Source organism: Agrobacterium sp. 22-210-1 (genome assembly GCF_053522525.1).
The window spans coordinates 426,282-445,531 of sequence record NZ_JBNWCI010000002.1 but is presented as its reverse complement, the minus strand read 5'-3'; the positions used below and the strand labels follow the sequence as shown (position 1 = coordinate 445,531).

Here is a 19,250-nt window from a genome sequence, read left to right as displayed (position 1 = left end):
CAGTTGAGAATGGCTCTAAAACATAAATGTTGACTAGTACAGTCAGAAAATAATACAGCCCCGCCAGTCAACACTGGAGAGCAATATCCGATGCGCATCTCAGCCAAATCTGCGGCACTTGCCCTTGGCCTTCTCGTATCCACCGCCTGGCCGGCATTGGCCGAAAAGGTCACCGTCAAGGATGTGACCGGCCGGGATGTCGAAGTTAATGTTCCCGTTTCGCACGTCATCCTCGGCGAAGGACGGCAGATCTATTTCCTCGCGGCGCTCGACAAGGAAAACCCTTTCCAGCACGTGGTCGGCTGGCGCGACGATCTGGCGAAAGCCGATCCGGAAACCTATGACGCCTATCTTGCCAAATATCCTGAGATCGCCAAGCTGCCGACCTTCGGCGGCATGAAGGACGGCACTTTCGACGTCGAGCAGGCGGTTGCGCTGAAGCCGGACGTGATCCTGATGAATATCGACGCCAAGACGGCGACCGAAGAGGCAGGCTACATCGAGAAGCTCGCCAAGGTCGGTATTCCGCTTGTTTATGTCGACTTCCGCGAAAAGCCGATGGAAAATACCGAGCCGAGCATGCGCCTGATGGGCAAGCTGACGGGCAAGGAAAAGATCGCTGAGGACTTCATCAAGTTCCGTGCTGACTCCATTGCCAAGGTCACCGATACGCTCGCCAAGGCCAATCCGAAGAAGCCCGTCGTCTTCGTCGAGCGCGCCGGCGGTTATTCCGACGATTGCTGCATGTCCTTCGGTAACGAGAATTTCGGCAAGATGGTCGAGCTTGCCGGCGGCATCAACATGGCCAAGGACATCATTCCCGGCACCTTCGGCACCGTCAATCCGGAGCAGATCATCGCCTCCAATCCCGAGCAGATCATCATCACCGGCGGCAACTGGAACGGTTACGTTCCCGGCGGCAACTGGGTCGGCGTCGGTTATGGCGCGGATGTGAAGGAAGCCCATCGCAAGCTGGAAAACCTCACCAAGCGCCCGGCCTTTACCGGTGTGCAGGCTGTGAAGGACGGCAATGTCCACGCCATCTGGCACCAGTTCTACAACAATCCCTACCAGTTCGTGGCCATTCAGGAAATTGCCAAGTGGCTGCATCCGGACCTCTTCAAGGATCTGGATCCGGAGGCGACCTTCAAGGAATTGCATGCCCGCTTCCTGCCGCTTGACTACAAGCCCGGCTACTTCGTGTCTCTGAAGGACGCGAAATAAGACAGGGACGGTGAAGAGGAGCGCCGTCCGTTCGATGGATGAGACCGCAGTGATGCGGTTTCATCATTTTCTTTTGGAACACAATGAGGACTTCTCATGCGGCTCAATGCTCTGAGGCATCTTGCGGTGCTGGCCTTCTCTCTTCTCACCATGACAGCCCATGCAGGCGAGATCACCGATGTCACCGGCCGCAAGGTCGAGCTGGATCTGCCGGCCAAGCGTGTCATCGTTGGCGAAGCCCGCCAGATCCATGTCATCGCGACGCTGAAGGGCGACAAGACCTTCGAAAACATCGTCGGCTGGCGTGACGATCTGCTCAAGAAAGACCCTGACAGCTACACGGCCTATGTCGAGCGTTTTCCGCAGATCGAAAAACTGCCGCGCTTCGGTTATCTGCCGCAGGGCGACTTCAGCCTGGAAACGGCGATCACCCTTTCCCCTGATGTCATCACCCTCAATCTGGAAACAGAAAAAACCGCCAAGGAAAGTGGTTTCGAAGAGAAGGCTGCTGCCGCCGGCATCAAGATCGTCTATCTCGATTTCCGCATCGATCCCGACAGGAACAGCGAAGCCTCGATCGAAATCCTCGGAAAATTGTTCGGTGCCGATGAGCGCGCCAAGGAATTCATCGCCTATCGCCGTGCTGAAATCGCCCGCGTGACCGACCGGCTCGCCAGCGCCAAGGACCTGAAGCGCCCGAATGTCTTCATCGAGCGTTCACCGGGCATTTCCGGCGAGAACAATTGCTGCCGCACCTTTGGGCCTGCCAATTTCGGCGCGATGGTCGATCTGGCCGGTGGTCACAATATTGCCGACGGCATCATCAAGACGACCTTCGGCGATCTCAATCCCGAGCAGCTGGTCGTCGCTGATCCGGATCATGTCATCGTCACCGGCTCGAACTGGGCGGCGGAATCCGACATCAACCAGTTCGTTCCCCTCGGGCTGGGCGCAGACGTGGCGCTTTCGCGCGAGCGGCTGGCCAATCTGATGACGCGTACGCCGTTTCCGGAACTGAAGGCGGTCAAGCAAGGCAATGTCCATGCCGTCTGGCACCAGTTTTATGGCGCGCCTTACGAGTTTTTGCCGATCCAGCAATTTGCCAAGTGGTTCCATCCGGACCTCTTCGCCGATCTCGATCCGGAAAAAAACGCTGAGGAATTTTACCGGAAGTTCCTCCCCGTTACCTATAAGCCGGGCTATTTCGCCTCGCTCGAAAAAGGTTTGAACCAATGAGTTCGCTGAATGAAAGCGCCGTTGGCGTCAGCGGGCGCGATCAATATCGCGCCCTTGCCGCGCGCAGGATCGTTATTCTTCTCGGGCTTTTCATCGCCCTTTGTTTCAGCATGGCCGCGGATATGGCGCTCGGCCCGGCGCGCTATACAATCTCCCAAGTGCTGGCGACCATTGCCGATCCGGCCGCCGCTGCAAACCAGCTGCGGGTGGTGATCTGGGACATCCGTATGCCGATAGCGCTGATGGCTGTCACTGTCGGTGCATCGCTGTCGGTTGCGGGCGCGCAGATGCAGACCATCCTGTCCAACCCGCTTGCCAGCCCCTTCACGCTCGGCATTTCGGCTGCTGCAAGTTTTGGTGCGGCGCTGGCGCTTGTCGGCGGCGTGGCGATCTTTCCGGGTGCTGTGCATTATATGGTGCCGATCAATGCCTTCATCATGGCCATGGTTGCGGCGCTCTTCATTCATTTCGCCTCGACACTGCGCGGTGTGACGGTCGAAACCATCGTGCTCCTCGGCATCGCGCTGGTCTTCACCTTCAATGCGGCGCTGTCGCTGCTGGAATATCTGGCCTCCGAACAGGCGCTCGCCGCTGTCGTTTTCTGGACCATGGGCAGCCTGACGAAGGCAACCTGGGAAAAAGTCTATGTGACCGCGGTCATTCTCGTCATCACCGTGCCGATGTTCATGCGCAACGCCTGGGCGCTGACGGCGCTCAGGCTGGGCGATGACAAGGCAGCCAGCATGGGCATCAATGTGCGCCGGCTGCGGCTGCAGACGATGCTGACGGTCAGCCTGCTGGCGGCCATCCCGGTTTCTTTCGTCGGCACCATCGGTTTTGTCGGGCTTGTCGGTCCGCATATCGCCCGCATGCTGGTAGGTGAAGATCAGCGCTTCTTCCTGCCCGGCTCGATCATCTGCGGCGCGCTGCTTCTGTCGACAACCTCGGTCATCAGCAAGGTCCTCATCCCCGGCGCCATTTTGCCGATCGGGGTCATCACGGCGCTCGTCGGCGTACCGTTCTTTTTCGTGCTCATTTTCGGCAACAGGAGACGCGCATGGTAGCGCTCGCACTGAAGGATGTCGGTGCCGCCTATGGCCGCACTACGGTTCTGTCCAAGGTCGGCATCGATACGCTGGAAAGCGGCAGCGTGACGGCGGTGATTCGACCCAACGCCGCTGGCAAATCCACGCTTTTCAAGCGTATCGCTAGCCTGATTTCCGGTCCCGGTCTGGTCGAGCTCTCCGATACGGCGCGCGGTAACCGCGCCATTTGTTACATGCCGCAGGATACCGGCGCCAACGCCGTGCTGACGGTCTACGAATCCGTGCTTCTATCCGCCAAGCAGGGCGGTCATAGCTGGCGCGTTCAGGATGATGAGCTGTTTGAGATCGATGCCATTCTCAAGGCGCTGAAAATCCACGATCTTGCCTTCCGCGGCCTCGGCGAGTTGTCCGGCGGTCAGCGGCAGCTGGTGTCGCTGGCACAGGCGCTGGCGCGCAAGCCGGAAGTCTTGCTGATGGACGAGCCGACATCGGCGCTCGATCTTCACCGGCAGATCGAGGTTCTAGGTTTCGTGACCGAGCTTGCCCAGAAAACCGGCATGATCGTGTTGATCGCCCTGCACGACCTCAACCATGCACTGCGTTATTGCGAGAATACGATGGTAATCGCGCGCGGTGAAATGGTGGTGAGCGGCAGTACTGAGGCGGTGATAACCTCGGACATGCTCCGCGATATCTATCGCATTGATGCCCGTATCGAGCCCTGTTCGCAGGGGCGGCCGATGGTTATCGTCGACGGAGCTATCTAACGCCAGCAGAAGCAGGCCGCATCTGCTGGCGGCCGCATAAATTCTTGATGATAATTGTCATGAAATATCTGTTCGACTGACGGTTTGAGTGCTAGAGATTTTTACCGGAAATCTGCGCTGCCAAACAGCGGCGTGCAGTTTCGTTGATCCTTGAAATTTCTCTCGGTTGAGACATGGGCATACGGGAAGATGACAAGCGTTATAACGCTTACGTCGCGCATAGGGTCGACCTGATCAAATACGCCACCCTCATTTTGGGGTCGCGGGCGGATGCGGAAGACGTTGTTCAGGAGGCATTCCTGAAATTCGTTCCGGAGGCCTCCGGCAACCCCTCCAACCTCAAATCCTATCTCTTCCGCATCGTTCGCAACCTTGCTCTCGATAACCGTCGGCGAAGTCGCCAGGACCTGCGGGAGCGGCCGGATGACACCCCGTTCTGGGGTGTGCCGCAGGATCACGGCACGCCGGAGGAACATGCGCTGTTCTGCGATGAAGTCCGGCAGATGCAGACTATTTTGGCCTCCCTGCCGGTTCAGGCACGTGTGGCGTTGGAAATGCATAGATTCGGTGGTTACAATATGGAAGAGATCGCGCGTCACCTCGGGGTGTCCGTGGCCAGCGCTCACCGTCTGATCAAGGGCAGCATTGCCGCGATTACCAAAGAAATGAAGTAAAATTGCCCTGCTTGCCGCATCCCGTGAAAAAAATCTCTCTCTCAAACGTCTTTATAACAACGCGGAAGACGAGGCGGCTCCTCCGCCTGCCCAAAGGAACTGGCCGGGTTCAATGACCATTGATCCAGACAATAAAATAGAATTGCCGAACGGGAAGGCGGAAGAAGCGGCCGAATGGCTGCTTCGCCTTCAGGCAGGCACAGTGGAACCGCGGTTGAAGGCTGAATTCGACCGATGGCTGGCATCGTCTCCGGCAAACCGTCTTGCCTGGGAGCGGACCTGCAAGACGTGGCGCAACCTCGGTCTGCTAGAGCCGGACTTCAAGAGCCTCTGGGAAGATGCGCCGCATCTGCCGGAAAAGGCCGCGAAACCGGTATCGCGGCGGCGTTGGTCCGGGCGGCATTATGCCGGTGCGGCGATGGCGACGGCGGCTCTCTGTCTTGCGGTGCTGTTCGTCCCGGCGTCTCTCGTCCGTATCAAGGCCGATTATCAGACCAGTACCGCTGAAAGCCGCACGATAACTCTCGATGATGGCAGCAGGGTACAGCTTGCGGCGGCGAGTGCGCTTTCCACGGATTTCACCAATGGTCGCCGCACTGTGAAAGTGCTGAAGGGCGAAGCTTTCTTCGATGTCGTGCCGGACACCACGCGCCCCTTCATCGTGGAGGCGAAAAACGTCACCGTTCAGGTGCTGGGCACGGCTTTCGACGTCGACCTGACGGATGGTGTAACGCAAGTCGCACTTGCCCACGGTTCCGTGGAAGCCTCCTTCCGCAACGCACCGCCCACGCGGCTCGTGCCGGGCGAGATGCTGATTGTCGACGCTTCGGGCACGATCCGCAAAGAAAATGTGTCCGTCGAGGATATTGGCGGCTGGCGCAATGGCGAGCTTTACGTGGTGGATGCGACGATCGGTTCTGTGGTGGAACAGATCCAGCGTTACCATCCGGCATGGCTGACGATGGCCGACAAGACGCTGGCCGAGCAGCGGGTGACGGGCTTTTACGATTTACGCGAACCGGACCGCGCGCTGGAAGCACTGGTGGAGCCTTATAAGGGCAAAGTTCACGCGATTGGCGATAGTGCCCGCATCATCACCCGCTTCTGAAACGCTCTGAAGCAAAAAATCATGTTTATTTTCAGTAATTTATAAAATTTATTCCGAAAGCCTGAAAAAAATTGCCGAGGCAATCGTCTTTTTGTTGAGTAATCCGGTCAAGATATATCCGGAGTGAAAGACAGGAAGACAAAGCTAGTATGCGCCTCCAGATACGTACGACCGGTTCAGAGAAAAAAACGGGACAGCGGGCGCGCAGGGCCGCCCTGCTGGCGACGACAGTGGTCGCCGTGTCAATTTCGGTGCCGGCTTTTGCACAGACCGCGGCGAATACCGCAAATGGTCAGCGCGCCGGTGGTGAACAGGGCGCAACGCGGCCATTCAATATTCCCGCCCAGTCGCTATCGTCCGTCGTCGGCGCTTTCGGGCGGCAATCCGGTCTTCAGGTCACGCTTGCCACGCCATCCGCCGGCAATGTGCGCACCAATGCCGTCACGGGCAGTTTCACGGTAAGGGAGGCCCTGTCACGGCTGCTGGCCGGCACGGGCGTCAATTTCCGCATCGCTGGAAATGGCCGAACGGTCGTCATCGGCACGGGGCAGACGGCCGCCGATCTTTCCGGGGTCGAAGGCACGACTGTTCTGGAAGCAATCACCGTCACCGGTAAAACCGGGCGTAATTCCATTGCCGGCACCGGTTATCAGGGAACGCCGGACTGGGTTTATGAAACCCCTGCCAGCGTCAGCGTTGTCAGCCGCGAGGCGATCCAATCCGCCGGCGTGCGGAATACGCGCGATGTCTTCAACCGGGTATCCGGTGTTTATGCCGGGGAAGGCAATGGCAGTTTCCCGACAGTTTCGCCCAATGTGCGCGGTTTGCAGGAGAGCGGCCGCGTGGTCGTCTCCATCGATGGTGCGCGGCAGAATGCGCAGCGTGGTTTCAGCACCGGCGGCGCCTCGATTTATTCCGCCAATAACGGCCAAGCCTATGTGGATACGGCCTTTATCCGTGCGGTCGAGGTCGAAAAAATGACGAATGCCACCTCCGGCAATGCCGGTTCTCTGGGCGGCAAGGTTGAGTTCCGCACCATCCGCGCCGCCGATATTATCCCCGAAGGTGCGAACAAAGGCGGAGAGGTCAATATTTCCCGCGGCACCAATGGTTACGATTTTCAGGGTTCGGTTCTGGCTGCTGTTCGAGAGCCGGATGGTCCTCTTTCTTTCGTTGCAGGTTACAGCCGGACAATCATGGACGAATACAAGATCGGAACGAAAGGCGAGGCCCAAAGCACCGCGCTGACAATGAAAGACCTGCTCGGCCGGGACGGCTGGTCGACCTTCTTCAAGGGCGAAGGCGATTTCGGGGATGTGCAGACTTCATTGTCATGGATGCATCAGCAGAATGATTTTGTGCAGGGTGCATCCAACTTTATCGACCGGGAAAGCGTACGCAACGACAGCATCGTGGCCAAGCTGGACTGGGATCCCGAAAGCGAACTCATCGATTTCAAGTCGTCGCTGTGGCTGAACGATAACATGACGCATGAACTGCGGGGCGCGCGTACTTATGCGGTAGAGACGAATCTCGATATGGGCCTGCGCAGTTTCGGCGGCAGCGTGGAGAATACCAGTCGTTTCGACACCAAAGCGGGTGCCCTCAGCCTGAATTACGGGGCGGAAGCTTTCAGGGATATTTCCTCATCGGTTGCCACGAGTTCCGCCATTGCGAACAACCCCGCCTTCGCCAGCAGCTACACCGCCTTTAGTCCGCCTGGGCGGCGCGATGTCGCGAGCCTGTTTTTAAACGGTGAACTTGAACCTGCGGATTGGGTAACGATAAGTGGCGGTGTGCGATATGACTGGTCGCGCCTGAAAGGCAAGTCGACATATTACGATGAGATTTCGTACCTGCGAACGATTACAGTTGCATGCGATCCTATCGGCAACAATTACACTGCGTCGCAATATTATTACGCTGTTTTTCTCCCGCAAAATCCCGGCACAAATATCACCGAGGCAAGATTTCTCAACCGAGTCTGGAGCAATGTTTCATCGACCTGTATGCCGGGAACCGGACCTTCGGCCACACGATATGATCCCGTTGTCGAAAACCCTGCCTATGAGACGGACATCGACCGTACCTATAGCGCGTGGCTTCCCTCAGCCACAATAGAATTCAAGCCATTCGACTGGCTTCGCCCCTATGTGAGCTATTCTCAAAGCCTGCGCCCGCCGACAACTCTGGAGGCTTTTTTTGCCGGTGCGCGCCCCGGAGATTCCGTTGGTTACGAATATGCCCCGAACCAGTCTCTCCGGGCTGAAAAAGCCACCACCTATGAGATCGGTGCGAATATGAGCTTCGACGGTGTGCTGCTGGACCACGATTCTGTGCGCATCAAAATGGCTGCCTTCCGCCGCGAGGTGAAAGATTACATCGCGCTAGGTTATCTCGTCACCGATCAGGTTCCTGGCCGCACCTATACAAGCTTCGTCAATCTCGATGGCACGACCTATATGCGCGGGCTTGAACTTGAGGGCAATTATGATGCGCGAAGTTTCTGGCTTGGTGGTTCGGCAACGTTGCTGAAGACAGACTGGCCGGACAAAACGCAGGTTTTTTCCAACGGCACCACAACAACGAGCGGCGAGATCGTCGCCTGGCCCGGCGATGTGGCCCCAAAGGTGAAGCTCACGCTCGATGGCGGTATGCGTTTCTTTGAGGAAAAATTCTCTCTGGGCGCACGGTTGAACCACGTCACGCCGACACAATCGCGTACGCTCGATACGGAGGGCAATCTGCGTGAGGTGACCGATCCTTACACGACGGTAGACCTCTATGGGTCCTACGCTTTCAATGACAAGGCGACGCTTCGTTTCGCCGTCAACAACCTGATGGACCGTAAATATATTCCGGCAACAAGCGCTTACACCGCGCCTGGCCGTACCTTTATCGCGACGATGAACGTGAAATTCTGAGGCGCGGAAGAGATTCTCCGGGCCGGGTTGCAGCCCGTCCCGGAGATGAAACGCCTTTGTCACAGGACGAAGGTATCGATATTGGCCAGCAAAGGAGTACACCTATGGCTACCACAATTCAACTGACGCAGTCTTCCTCCGACCTGATCGGCTACCTCAACGGTTGGACGAGCGGTTTCGGTTCGACCTATGGTGCGTTCTACGACGCTCAGACCAGCTCTCTCGCCACGACCACCATCGATCCCAACACGACCTATGAGGCGTGGGGCGATGGCAGCAACGGCGGCAAGGGCATCGTCATGAGCGGCGCTCTGCAGTACTCCCAGGGCAACCTGACGGGTTCGGTTGACAGCATCGTTCTGGGCACCGGCTACAGCCAGTCCACCAGCGGCATCGCCGTCAGCCAGCAGGAACTGCTGATCGATCCCGACAGCGCCTATTCGCTCGCCGGCGCGCGCGATCTACTTGATCTCGCAGTTTACCAGCTTGCGCGTTTCGGCTCGCTGGCCGGCTTTTATGACTACTTCGCGGCTACCGGCACTGTAGTCGAAGATACTGCATCTTCGAACACGCTGACCGGTTTTGCCGGCGCTGATACATTCGTCTTCTCGGGTGGTAACGATATCGTAACCGCTGGACCAACCGGCACCTATGGTTATCAGGATGGTACTGATAAGCTTGATGTATCCGGTTGGGGTTCAACCTCGGTCGCAGACCTGTTCTGGTATAACCTCAACGGCAATGCGGTGGTGGAATCAGACTCCGACGCCTCCGTTTCGATCACACTCGTTGGTGTAGATTCCAGCGTACTCGACGCATCGGACTTCATTTTCGCCAGCGCATCGGCGCTTGCCGCATAAGGAAAAACAGGCTGTGGGCTTTCAAAACCACCAGCAGACACCGCCGCAGTCCCTCACTGCGGCGGTTGTTTCGCCCCTTAAAAGCACATTTCTCGGCGTCGCGCTCGTCAGCGGTGTCGTCAACATACTGGCGCTCACCTCGCCGCTCTTCATGCTGCAGGTCTACGACCGCGTGCTGGCCAGCGGCAGCCTGCCGACACTGGTCGGGCTGGCCCTTCTCGCGCTCGGCCTCTATGGTTTCCAGTGCCTGCTTGATATCATCCGCGCCCGCGTTCTGATCCGCATCGGCGAAGATTTCGACATGCGACACTCCGGCAGGGTACATGATGCGGTGGTGCGCCTGCCGCTCGTCAACCGCATGCCGGGCGATGGGCTACAGCCGCTGCGCGATCTCGACAATGTCCGCGGCTTCCTCTCCGGCACGGGGCCGACGGCCTTTTTCGATCTGCCGTGGATGCCGCTTTATCTCGGCATATGTTTTCTGTTTCATTTCTGGATCGGCGTGACGGCCCTTGCCGGCGCCATTTTGCTCATATCGCTGACGATCCTGACCAACATCTTTTCGCAGAAGCCGATCCGCGACACGATGGTCGAAAACATGGCTCGCAATCGGCAGTTGGAGGCCTCGCGCCGCAATGCCGAGGTTGTGCAGGCCATGGGGCTTGGCGGCAGGCTCGGCAAACGCTGGCAAAACTCCAACGAGGCCTATCTCGCAGCCAATCGCAAGGCGGGCGATGTGGCCGGCGGTCTTGGCAATATCGCGAAATCCCTGCGGGTCGTGCTGCAATCGGCCATTCTTGCGGTCGGCGCATGGCTTGTCATCAACCAGGAGGCTTCGGGCGGCGTGATGATTGCCAGCTCGATCATGATGGGCCGGGCATTGGCGCCCGTCGATCTTGCCATTTCCAACTGGAAGTCCTTCGTGGCCGCTCGGCAAAGCTGGGCGCGGCTGAGGGAGCTTTTCGCGCAGATGCCGGCTAATGCCACAGCCATGGCACTGCCGAAACCTGAAAAGGAATTGCGGGTAGAGAACGCCACCATTGTTCCGCCGGGCGAGAGAAAGCCAACTGTCACCGGTCTTGGCTTTGTCATCACTGCCGGAAATGCGCTCGGGGTGATTGGCCCCTCCGGCTCCGGAAAATCTACCCTGTCGCGTATCCTCACAGGCGCCTGGATGCCGGCGGCCGGCAAGGTTCGGCTGGATGGCGCGAGCTTCGATCAATGGGATCGCGAGGCCCTTGGCCGTCATATCGGCTATCTGCCGCAGGGCGTGGAGCTGTTCGACGGCACGATCGGTGAGAATATTTCCCGTTTCGAGGACAATCCCGATCCCGAGGCCATCATCGCCGCGGCAAAAGCTGCCGGAGCGCACGAACTGATCCTGCGTTTCGAAAAGGGCTATGACAGCGATATCGGTGAGGCGGGCTCTGCCCTTTCGGCCGGGCAGCGCCAGCGCATCGGGCTTGCCCGCGCGCTTTACGGCGACCCCTTCATCGTGGTGCTGGACGAGCCGAACGCCAATCTTGATGCGGAAGGTGAAGCCGCCGTGGTCAAGGCGATTGCGTCGGTCAAGGCGCGCAAGGGCATCGCCGTCGTCGTCGCCCACCGGCCGAGCGCCATCGGCGTTGTCGATCTCATTCTGATGATGGAAGAGGGTCGTATGAAGGCCTTCGGCCCGCGCGACGAGGTACTCTCAAAAGTGCTGCGCGTTCCTCAGGGGCAGGCTCAAAAAGGGCAGGCTCCCAAGGGATACACCGCATCCGCCCAGACGGTCTCGCCGTTGCGTGTCGTGGCCAATACCCAAGCCCAGCCAGTTGCGCTGGAAGATGCCCGGGAAGAGAACAGCCAGGAAGGAGATGCGGATGTCAAACACTGATCAGCGCGCCCATGTATCCCGCTCCATCCACACACATTTGCTTGCCGGCCTTGCCGCAGGCGTTGCGTTGCTGGCCGGTGTCGGTGGCTGGGCTGCGACGACCAATCTTGCCGGTGCTGTGGTCGCCTCCGGTCATCTCGTGGTGGATTCCTACAGCAAGAAAGTGCAGCACCCGAGCGGTGGCGTCGTCGGCGAAATTCTGGTGAATGAGGGCGACAGGGTCAAGGCCGGAGATGTCGTCATGCGCCTCGACGCGACCCAGACCCGCGCCAATCTCGCCATCGTGACAAAGCGTCTGGATGAGCTGAATGCGCGCATGGCGAGGCTGGAAGCCGAGCGGGACGATATGCCGGAACTCGTCTTTCCGCAGGCTCTGCTGTCACGCAAGGATGATCCCGATGTCGCTTCCTCCATGCGCAGCGAAACCAGGCTGTTCGAGTTCCGCAAGTCCTATCGCGAGGGTCGAAAAGCGCAGCTGTCCGAACGAATTACCCAGTTCGAGCATGAAATCGAAGGCTTGAAGGCGCAGGAAGTCGCCTATGATAACGGTCTTGCGGTTTTACAGGCTGAAATCACCTCGCAGAAATCCCTGCGGGAACAGGGCGTCGTGTCCGTGCAGCGGCTGAACAGCCTGCAGACGCAGGCCGCGACATTTGGCGGCGAGCGCGGCGAAAAAATTGCTTATCAGGCGCAGACTGCCGGCCGCATAACCGAAACGAAGCTGCAAATTCTGCAGATCGATCAGGAATTGCGCACCGAAGTCGGGCGGGAGCTGCGCGAGATACAGGCCCAGATGGGTGAATTTGTCGAGCGCAAGGTCGCCGCCGAAGATGAATTGAAACGCATCGATATCATCGCGCCACAATCCGGCATGGTGCATGAAATGGCGGTGCATACCGTCGGCGGCGTGGTGACGCCGGCAGACCCCATCATGCTCATCGTGCCCGATGGGGACGAGCTGGCGCTCGAGGTGCAGATCGTACCGAAGGATGTCGACCAGTTGCAGGTGGGGCAAAAGGCCATGCTGCGCATGACCGCCTTCAACCAGCGCGTCACGCCGGAACTGGAGGGCCATATCAGTCGCATCGCGGCGGATATCACCACCGATCAGCGCACCGGTCTCTCTTATTATCTGGCGCGGATTTCCGTGCCGGTCATAGAGCGGGAAAAGCTGAACAATGCGCCGCTGGTGCCGGGCATGCCGGCAGAGGCTTTCATTCAGACCAGTGAAAGGACGGCGCTGTCCTATATCGCTAAGCCGTTGACGGACCAGATCAGCCGCGCCTTCCGGGAGGAGTAGGAATCTGCGCTCGGTTTCCGGGCTCTATCCACCTTCGCCAAAACGGAAGGCTGCAAATCCCTTCGTCGTTGTCGGGATCGCCCAGACGCCGCCCGAAAACGGTGCTTTCGCGAGCCGGTCTTCGGACATGTTGTGGCGGTGTGATGTCAGGAAAAGGATGCTGAAATCAGGTCCTCCGAAGCACGGCATGGTGGGGTGCGGGACGGGCGCTGCGAGCACCTCCGCATGACCGCCGTCGGGTGTGAAAACGTTCAACAGGCCCGCGGAAACGCCCGCGCTGTAATAGGTGCCGCTGCTGTCGAGGCAGCCGCCATCGGGTCTTCCGGTCTCTTCCGTCATATGGGCCACCGGCACGCCCTCATCGAACGTGCCGTTCCTGCTGTCGAATTTTCGCCGGCGTATCCACTTCTGGACGGAATCGCTCTGCCACATGATGGAACCGTCCTGGGAAAAGGCGAGGCCGTTCGGGCATGTCAGGCCGGTCTGCATGCGCTCGGCGCTCTTTTCGGTGATCCGCCAAAGTTCACCATGGGGCTCCATGTCCGCGAGTGGCACATTGTGCATGGTTCCCACCCAGAAAGCGCCGTCGGGGCCAACCCGTCCGTCATTCAGCCGGCAAGGAATGCCGTCCGGCGCCGGAATGGAGTGGAGGAGACGCGTTTTGCCGCTGTCCGGATCGAGGATGACAATATCCATGCCACAGGCGACGATGAGATCGCCGTTCTGACGCAGCCCGAGACTCGATACCGTATGGGGAAACGCCCATTCGCGATAAAGGCCCGGCTCAAGCGCTGCGGATCGCACCGTTCTGCCGAGTATATCGCACCAGAAAAGCACCTGTCGCCGCTCGTCCCAGACAGGGGATTCCGCAAGTGTGCTCATCGTGTCGCACAGAAGTCTCGCCTGGGACATGGCAAGCGCTTTTTCGGGATTTGCCGTATTCATGATGCTCGAACCGTTGAAAGTGATGGAGCGGAATTATTCGAAATAGTCCTGGTGGTTCTCGAAAACCTGCGAAAGAATGCCGAGGACGCGTCGCAGGTGCTTGCGCAAACCATCGGTCGCGCGGGCTTCGTCCCCGGCCTTGATCGCATCGTACACCGCCTCATGTTCGGAGAGCAGCCGCGCCATATGCGCCTCGTCGGTGATGGCGAGCGCGCGCAGGCGGTCCAGCCCCGCCTTTTCGCGGATCAACAGCGTTTCCAGCCTCTCCAGACCCGTTGCGGCGGCAAGCGCACTGTGGAACTGGTCGTCATGCACACGGAAAGCCTTTCTGTCCCCGCGGTGCATGGCTGCGCGCTGGCCGGTAAGGGCGTGTTCGATCTCCAGCTCGGCTTCCGCTGTTAGGCCGATCTGGCACAGCCTGCAAACGGCAGCGACTTCCAGTGCCTCGCGGATGAATTGCGCGCTGCGAATGTGTTTTTCCGACAATCTGGAGACATAGGTGCCACGGCTTGGCAGGGTGACGATCAGGCCGTCATCCCGCAGGCGGCTCAGCGCTTCGCGCACCGGCGTGCGGCTGGAATTGAAGGACTGCCCGATTTCGTTTTCCGAAACCGCCTGGCCGGGAAAAAGCTCCCGGGAAAGGATGGCCGATTTCAGCGCGGAATAGATCTGGTCCACAACCGGACGGTTAAGGTCCAGTCGCTCCATCGTCGGCACGGTGCCGCCTGTCACGGGAATTTTCGGCATATACCCTCCAGCGTTTTCATAACCGGTATACCGGAACACAAGTCTGTTGACAACCGGCATACCGGTATGCAAATGATTGTGCATGGGAAGGAGGCTCCCGAAATGCAAAATATCAAGACCTGCGTCATCGTTGGCGCCGGAATGGTGGCGAGGACGCATGTGCTCGCCTGTGCGGCAAGTCCGGAAAAAATTCGCCTGAAGGGTTTAGTTGATGGCGGTTCGGGCCGCGCCAGGGCGCTGGCGGCCGAAGCGTCGAAACACGCTGGATATGAGGTTGCCGTTTATTCCTCGGTCGAGGAGGCAGCGCGCGATGCGGATGTCGATTTCGCCATCATCGCGACACCGCCGAATGCCCGCATTGATATCGTCGGACAGCTCGCGAAAGCGGGCAAACACATCCTTATGGAAAAACCCATCGCCCGCAACACGCAGGAAGCCGAAGGCCTTGTCGCCCTCTGTCGTGACGCCGGCGTCACGCTTGGCATCATCTTCCAGCATCGCATGCGGGCGGCATCGCAAAAAGCCCGTGAGCTTGTGGACGACGGGACGCTCGGAGCGCTGGGTCTCTGCGAAGTTTCCGTGCCGTGGTGGCGCGCGCAATCCTATTATGATGAGCCCGGCCGCGGCACCCTGGCGCGCGACGGCGGCGGTGTTCTGATCTCCCAGGCAATCCACACCATCGATCTGGCGCTCAGCCTTGCCGGGCCGGTTTCGCGTGTTCAGGCCATGGCGGCGACGACACGGTTTCATCGTATGGAAACGGAAGATTATGTCGCGGCCGGTCTGCGGTTCACGAACGGCGCCGTCGGCTCGCTCGTGGCAAGCACTGCAAGTTTTCCCGGCACTCCTGAATCGATTGTCCTGCATTTCGACAATGCCAGCCTGCGGCTCGCCTCGGGCCTCCTGCATGTCGACTGGCGCGATGGCCGGCAGGAGACCTTCGGCGGCACGGCCTCCGGCACGGGTGGCGGCGCCGACCCCATGGCTTTCACGCATGAATGGCATCAGGGCGTCTTCGAAGATTTCGCAGATGCCATCTCCTCAGGGCGCGCGCCGGTCGTTACCGGTGAAGCGGCTCTTTTGTCTCACAGATTGATCGACGCGATCATCAACTCAGCCGATACCGGCAAGGAAGTGGAACTGCAGGATGAGTAAAGCAATCAAGTTCGTCGCTCTTGGTATTGAGCACCGGCACATTTTCGGCATGGCCCAGAACCTGCTGGATGCCGGCGCCGAATTTGCCGGCTGGTGGACAGAGGGCGAACCCGACGTCGTGGAAGGCTTCGTGAAGCGCTTCCCGAATGTGCCGCGCGCCGCTTCGAAGGAAGCCCTGCTTGCGGACGGCACCATTGATCTCGTCGTCATCGCCGATATTCCGTCCAAGCGCGCCGATCTTGCCATCGCCGCCATGGAGGCCGGCAAGGACGTGATGTCCGACAAGCCTGGCTGCACTACCTTCGAACAGCTCGATCGCCTTCGACAGACCGTGGCAAAGACCAAGCGCATCTGGACCGTCGACTTCTCCGAGCGTTTTGAAGTTCCGAGCGTGACCAAGGCCGCTGAACTGGTCGCGCAGGGCGCCATCGGCCGCGTGATCCAGACCGTCGGCCTCGGGCCGCATCGCCTGAACCGGCAGATCCGCCCGAAGTGGTTCTTCGAGCGCGAAGCCTATGGCGGCATCATCACCGATATCGCCAGCCACCAGATCGACCAGTTCATGTTCTTCACCGGTTCGACCGAAGTGGAGATCGTGGCCGCCACCGTTGCCAACTATGCCAACCCGCGCGATCCGGGCCTGCAGGATTTCGGCGAAGTGGTGCTGCGCGGCGACAAGGGCCACGGCTATATCCGCGTCGACTGGTACACGCCCGATGCGCTGCCGACCTGGGGTGACGGCCGCCTGACGATCCTCGGCACCGAGGGCTACATTGAGCTGCGCAAATATGTCGATGTCGGCAACAAGGAAGGCACCGACCGCCTCGTTCTCGTGAATGGCGACCGCTGCGAATATATCGATGCTTCCGGTGCTGGCCTGCCCTATTTCGGCCGCCTGTGCGACGATATCCGCAACCGCACGGAAACGGCGATGACGCAGGAGCATGTGTTCAAGGTATGCGACCTGTCGCTGCAGGCGCAGGCCAAGGCCGAGGGAGCTTCGAAATGATCGGTGTTGCCATCATTGGCGCCGGCATCGGCGCCCAGCATCTGAGCGGCTATCGGGCCCTGCCGAAGCGCTTCGTCGTCAAGGCGATCTGCGATCTCGATCTGGAGCGCGCCCGTTCCGTGGCGGGTGAGGATACGTCCATCCGCCTGACGACCGATCTCGATGAGGTTCTGGCGGATGAGAGCATCCAGCTGATCGACGTCTGCCTGCCGCCGCACCTGCATTTCCCCGTTACGCTGAAGGCGCATGCGGCGGGCAAGGATGTGGTCTGCGAAAAGCCGCTCGTCCGCTCGCTTGAAGAGGCAAATGCGCTCATCGACTCCGTTAAAAAGACCGGCCGTGGCGTGTTTCCGGTCTTCCAGTACCGTTTCGGACATGCGATGCGGCAGCTTCGTGCGCTCATCGATGCAGGCCTTGCGGGCAAGGCCTTCGTCGCGAGTTCGGAAGTTCACTGGAACCGTGGCGCCAGCTATTACGACATTCCGTGGCGCGGCACCTGGAAGGGTGAATGCGGCGGCGCGATCCTCGGTCACGCCATCCATGCGCATGATCTTCTCTGCCACGTTCTCGGCCCGGTCGAAGAAGTTTTCGCCATGGCCGATACGCGCGTCAACAAGATCGAAACCGAAGATTGCGCCGCACTCAGCTTCCGCATGAAAAGCGGCGCGCTGGCGACGAGCTCGGTGACGCTCGGTGCCGCCGAAGATACGTCCCGCCTGCGTTTCTGCTTCGAAGGCTTCACCGCCGAGAGCGGCACGCTGCCCTATCGCCCGGCCGAAGACACATGGCGTTTCATCGCCCGTGCACCCACCACGCAGGACCAGATCGACGCCGTTCTGGCAACGGTGGCCGATGGCGAAAACGGCTTTGCCGGTTTTGTCGAAGCGATCGCTGACGCGATGGAAGGGCGCGGCGGCAAGGAAGTGACCGTCAATGACGGCTTGCAGTCCATCGAACTCGTTACCGCCATCTATCGCTCGGTCAGGGAAGGAAAGCCGGTCCGCCTGTCCTATGCCGCTGAAGGCGAGTGGATCAAGGGCTGGGCTCCGCGCACATCCGCCAACGCATAATCATCTAAGGGAGGAAAAGAGATGATCGGTAAATACAGCATGGCATTGGCGCTCGCCATTGGCGCGGCGTCCTTTGCAGGCGCCGCCCAGGCGGCCCAGGAAGTGCGCTTCACCTGCGCTTATGACGGCAACGGCTGCGAAATTCTGAAAGACATTCTCGCGCGTTACGAAAAGCAGCATCCGGACGTAAAGATCGTCACTGACGTCGTGCCCTACAAGGCGCTGCTGGAAGGCCTGCCCGTGCAGCTTGCCGGCGGCAGCGGCCCGGATTTCGCAACCGTGACCGATCTTGGCGGCCTCAACCGCTATTATCTCGATCTCACGCCCTATGTGGACGCGAAATATTGGGAAGACAATTTCTCCAACGTGCTGAAATGGTACCGCAGCGGCCCTGACGACAAGGGCATCTACGGCATGCATACCCAGCTCACCATCACCGGCGCCTTCATCAACCGCACTTTGTTCGATCAGGCCAATGTCGCCGTACCCGGCAAGGATGCAACGCTCGACGACTGGGCGAAGGCCGCAAATGCCGTTGCCAAGGCGACTGGCACGCCTTACCCGATGGCCATCGACCGTTCCGGCCACCGCATTGCCGGTCCGGCCATTTCCTATGGCGCGAAGATTTTCGATGCTGATGGTAAGCCCATTCTCGTCGATGAAGGTTTCACGACCTTCGTGAAGAAATTCGTGGAGTGGAACAAGGACGGCACCATGGCGCGTGACGTCTGGGCCGGGCAGGGCGGCAATACCTATCGTGACGCCGCGCAGGAATTCATCAACGGCCAGCTCGTCTATTATTATTCGGGCAGCTGGCAGACCGCGCGCTTTGACAGCCAGGTCGGCGATGCGTTCGACTGGGAAGTCGTGCCGCAGCCCTGCGGCGGCGCTGCCTGCACCGGCATGCCGGGCGGTACTGGCGTTGTCGGCTTCAAGCAGACCAAGAACCCGAAGATCGTTGCCGACATCCTGAACTTCCTCGCTCAGGACGAGAATTATCTCGACTTCACGGTTCGCACCCGCAACGTTCCCGCCCATAAGGCCGTGGCTGACAAGGGCGTGACCTATACTGGTGCGACGCCTGCGACGCAGAAGGCCATGAACGCCTGGCTGGACCAGATCCCCGGCCTCAGCCCGATTGCCTATACCTATCAGGGTTACAAGAACAATCGCGCCATGTTCAACATCTCCGTACAGCGCATCACGCAGGCCATCGTCGGTGAAAGCACCGTTGATGAAGCCATGGCCCGTGCGAAGACGGACCTCGAGGAAGCGTTGAAACAGGCGAAGTGATCCATCGCCTTCCGGC

General features: G+C 59.5%; 16 protein-coding genes. 14 read left to right on the top strand and 2 right to left on the bottom strand.

The genetic code is table 11. The annotated features are described in order from the left end of the window. Positions 1-90 precede the first annotated feature (90 nt). The 10 genes from ACQZ5F_RS14965 to ACQZ5F_RS14920 all read left to right on the top strand — a co-directional run bounded on the left by ACQZ5F_RS14965 (position 91) and on the right by ACQZ5F_RS14920 (position 13,015). Positions 91-1,224 carry an ABC transporter substrate-binding protein gene (locus tag ACQZ5F_RS14965; RefSeq protein ID WP_225338606.1) on the top strand — a complete coding sequence of 378 codons (1,134 nt, stop codon included), beginning with the start codon at positions 91-93 and terminating at the stop codon, positions 1,222-1,224. Between the two features lie 96 nt (positions 1,225-1,320). Further along, positions 1,321-2,460, top strand: a complete 1,140-nt coding sequence (locus ACQZ5F_RS14960; protein ID WP_225338605.1) for an ABC transporter substrate-binding protein — start codon at positions 1,321-1,323, stop codon at positions 2,458-2,460. Continuing rightward, positions 2,457-3,524 (top strand): FecCD family ABC transporter permease, encoded by a 1,068-nt coding sequence (locus tag ACQZ5F_RS14955; RefSeq protein WP_225338604.1) that lies wholly within the window; start codon positions 2,457-2,459, stop codon positions 3,522-3,524. Before ACQZ5F_RS14960 ends, ACQZ5F_RS14955 begins: the two co-directional genes overlap by 4 nt. After that, a complete protein-coding gene (locus tag ACQZ5F_RS14950; RefSeq protein WP_448730614.1) occupies positions 3,518-4,273 on the top strand; it encodes an ABC transporter ATP-binding protein in 756 nt (251 codons plus the stop codon). The genes ACQZ5F_RS14955 and ACQZ5F_RS14950 overlap by 7 nt, the downstream gene beginning before the upstream one ends. Positions 4,274-4,446: 173 nt before the next feature. Then, entirely contained in the window at positions 4,447-4,947 is a 501-nt protein-coding gene (locus ACQZ5F_RS14945) for an RNA polymerase sigma factor (RefSeq protein WP_046801413.1), read from the top strand. A gap of 112 nt (positions 4,948-5,059) precedes the next feature. Continuing rightward, entirely contained in the window at positions 5,060-6,055 is a 996-nt protein-coding gene (locus ACQZ5F_RS14940) for a FecR family protein (protein ID WP_448730615.1), read from the top strand. A 149-nt stretch (positions 6,056-6,204) separates the two neighbouring features. Then, positions 6,205-8,979, top strand: a complete 2,775-nt coding sequence (locus ACQZ5F_RS14935) for a TonB-dependent receptor (protein ID WP_225338603.1) — start codon at positions 6,205-6,207, stop codon at positions 8,977-8,979. Positions 8,980-9,083: 104 nt separating this feature from the next. Next, the gene (locus ACQZ5F_RS14930; protein WP_046801410.1) at positions 9,084-9,839 is read left to right on the top strand and encodes a calcium-binding protein; all 756 of its coding nucleotides are present in this window, start codon (positions 9,084-9,086) and stop codon (positions 9,837-9,839) included. A gap of 13 nt (positions 9,840-9,852) precedes the next feature. Next, the gene (locus ACQZ5F_RS14925) at positions 9,853-11,715 is read left to right on the top strand and encodes a type I secretion system permease/ATPase (protein WP_225338602.1); all 1,863 of its coding nucleotides are present in this window, start codon (positions 9,853-9,855) and stop codon (positions 11,713-11,715) included. Next, a complete protein-coding gene (locus ACQZ5F_RS14920; protein WP_225338601.1) occupies positions 11,702-13,015 on the top strand; it encodes an HlyD family type I secretion periplasmic adaptor subunit in 1,314 nt (437 codons plus the stop codon). Before ACQZ5F_RS14925 ends, ACQZ5F_RS14920 begins: the two co-directional genes overlap by 14 nt. A gap of 24 nt (positions 13,016-13,039) precedes the next feature. Here the strand turns inward: ACQZ5F_RS14920 and ACQZ5F_RS14915 are convergent, their stop codons facing one another. Together ACQZ5F_RS14915 and ACQZ5F_RS14910 are read right to left on the bottom strand one after the other, a co-directional pair. After that, entirely contained in the window at positions 13,040-13,960 is a 921-nt protein-coding gene (locus tag ACQZ5F_RS14915; RefSeq protein ID WP_225338600.1) for an SMP-30/gluconolactonase/LRE family protein, read from the bottom strand. Positions 13,961-13,993: 33 nt separating this feature from the next. Continuing rightward, entirely contained in the window at positions 13,994-14,707 is a 714-nt protein-coding gene (locus tag ACQZ5F_RS14910; protein ID WP_225338599.1) for a GntR family transcriptional regulator, read from the bottom strand. A gap of 102 nt (positions 14,708-14,809) precedes the next feature. Here ACQZ5F_RS14910 and ACQZ5F_RS14905 point away from each other — a divergent pair, with 102 nt between their 5' ends. Genes ACQZ5F_RS14905 through ACQZ5F_RS14890 form a run of 4 tightly spaced genes read left to right on the top strand, consistent with a single transcriptional unit; the run spans position 14,810 to position 19,234 of the window. Beyond that, a complete protein-coding gene (locus ACQZ5F_RS14905) occupies positions 14,810-15,862 on the top strand; it encodes a Gfo/Idh/MocA family protein (protein ID WP_448730616.1) in 1,053 nt (350 codons plus the stop codon). Beyond that, a complete protein-coding gene (locus ACQZ5F_RS14900) occupies positions 15,855-16,871 on the top strand; it encodes a Gfo/Idh/MocA family protein (RefSeq protein WP_046801405.1) in 1,017 nt (338 codons plus the stop codon). The genes ACQZ5F_RS14905 and ACQZ5F_RS14900 overlap by 8 nt, the downstream gene beginning before the upstream one ends. Further along, entirely contained in the window at positions 16,868-17,941 is a 1,074-nt protein-coding gene (locus tag ACQZ5F_RS14895; protein ID WP_052818959.1) for a Gfo/Idh/MocA family protein, read from the top strand. The genes ACQZ5F_RS14900 and ACQZ5F_RS14895 overlap by 4 nt, the downstream gene beginning before the upstream one ends. 21 nt (positions 17,942-17,962) lie before the next feature. Beyond that, positions 17,963-19,234 carry an ABC transporter substrate-binding protein gene (locus tag ACQZ5F_RS14890; protein WP_046801403.1) on the top strand — a complete coding sequence of 424 codons (1,272 nt, stop codon included), beginning with the start codon at positions 17,963-17,965 and terminating at the stop codon, positions 19,232-19,234. Positions 19,235-19,250 lie beyond the last annotated feature (16 nt).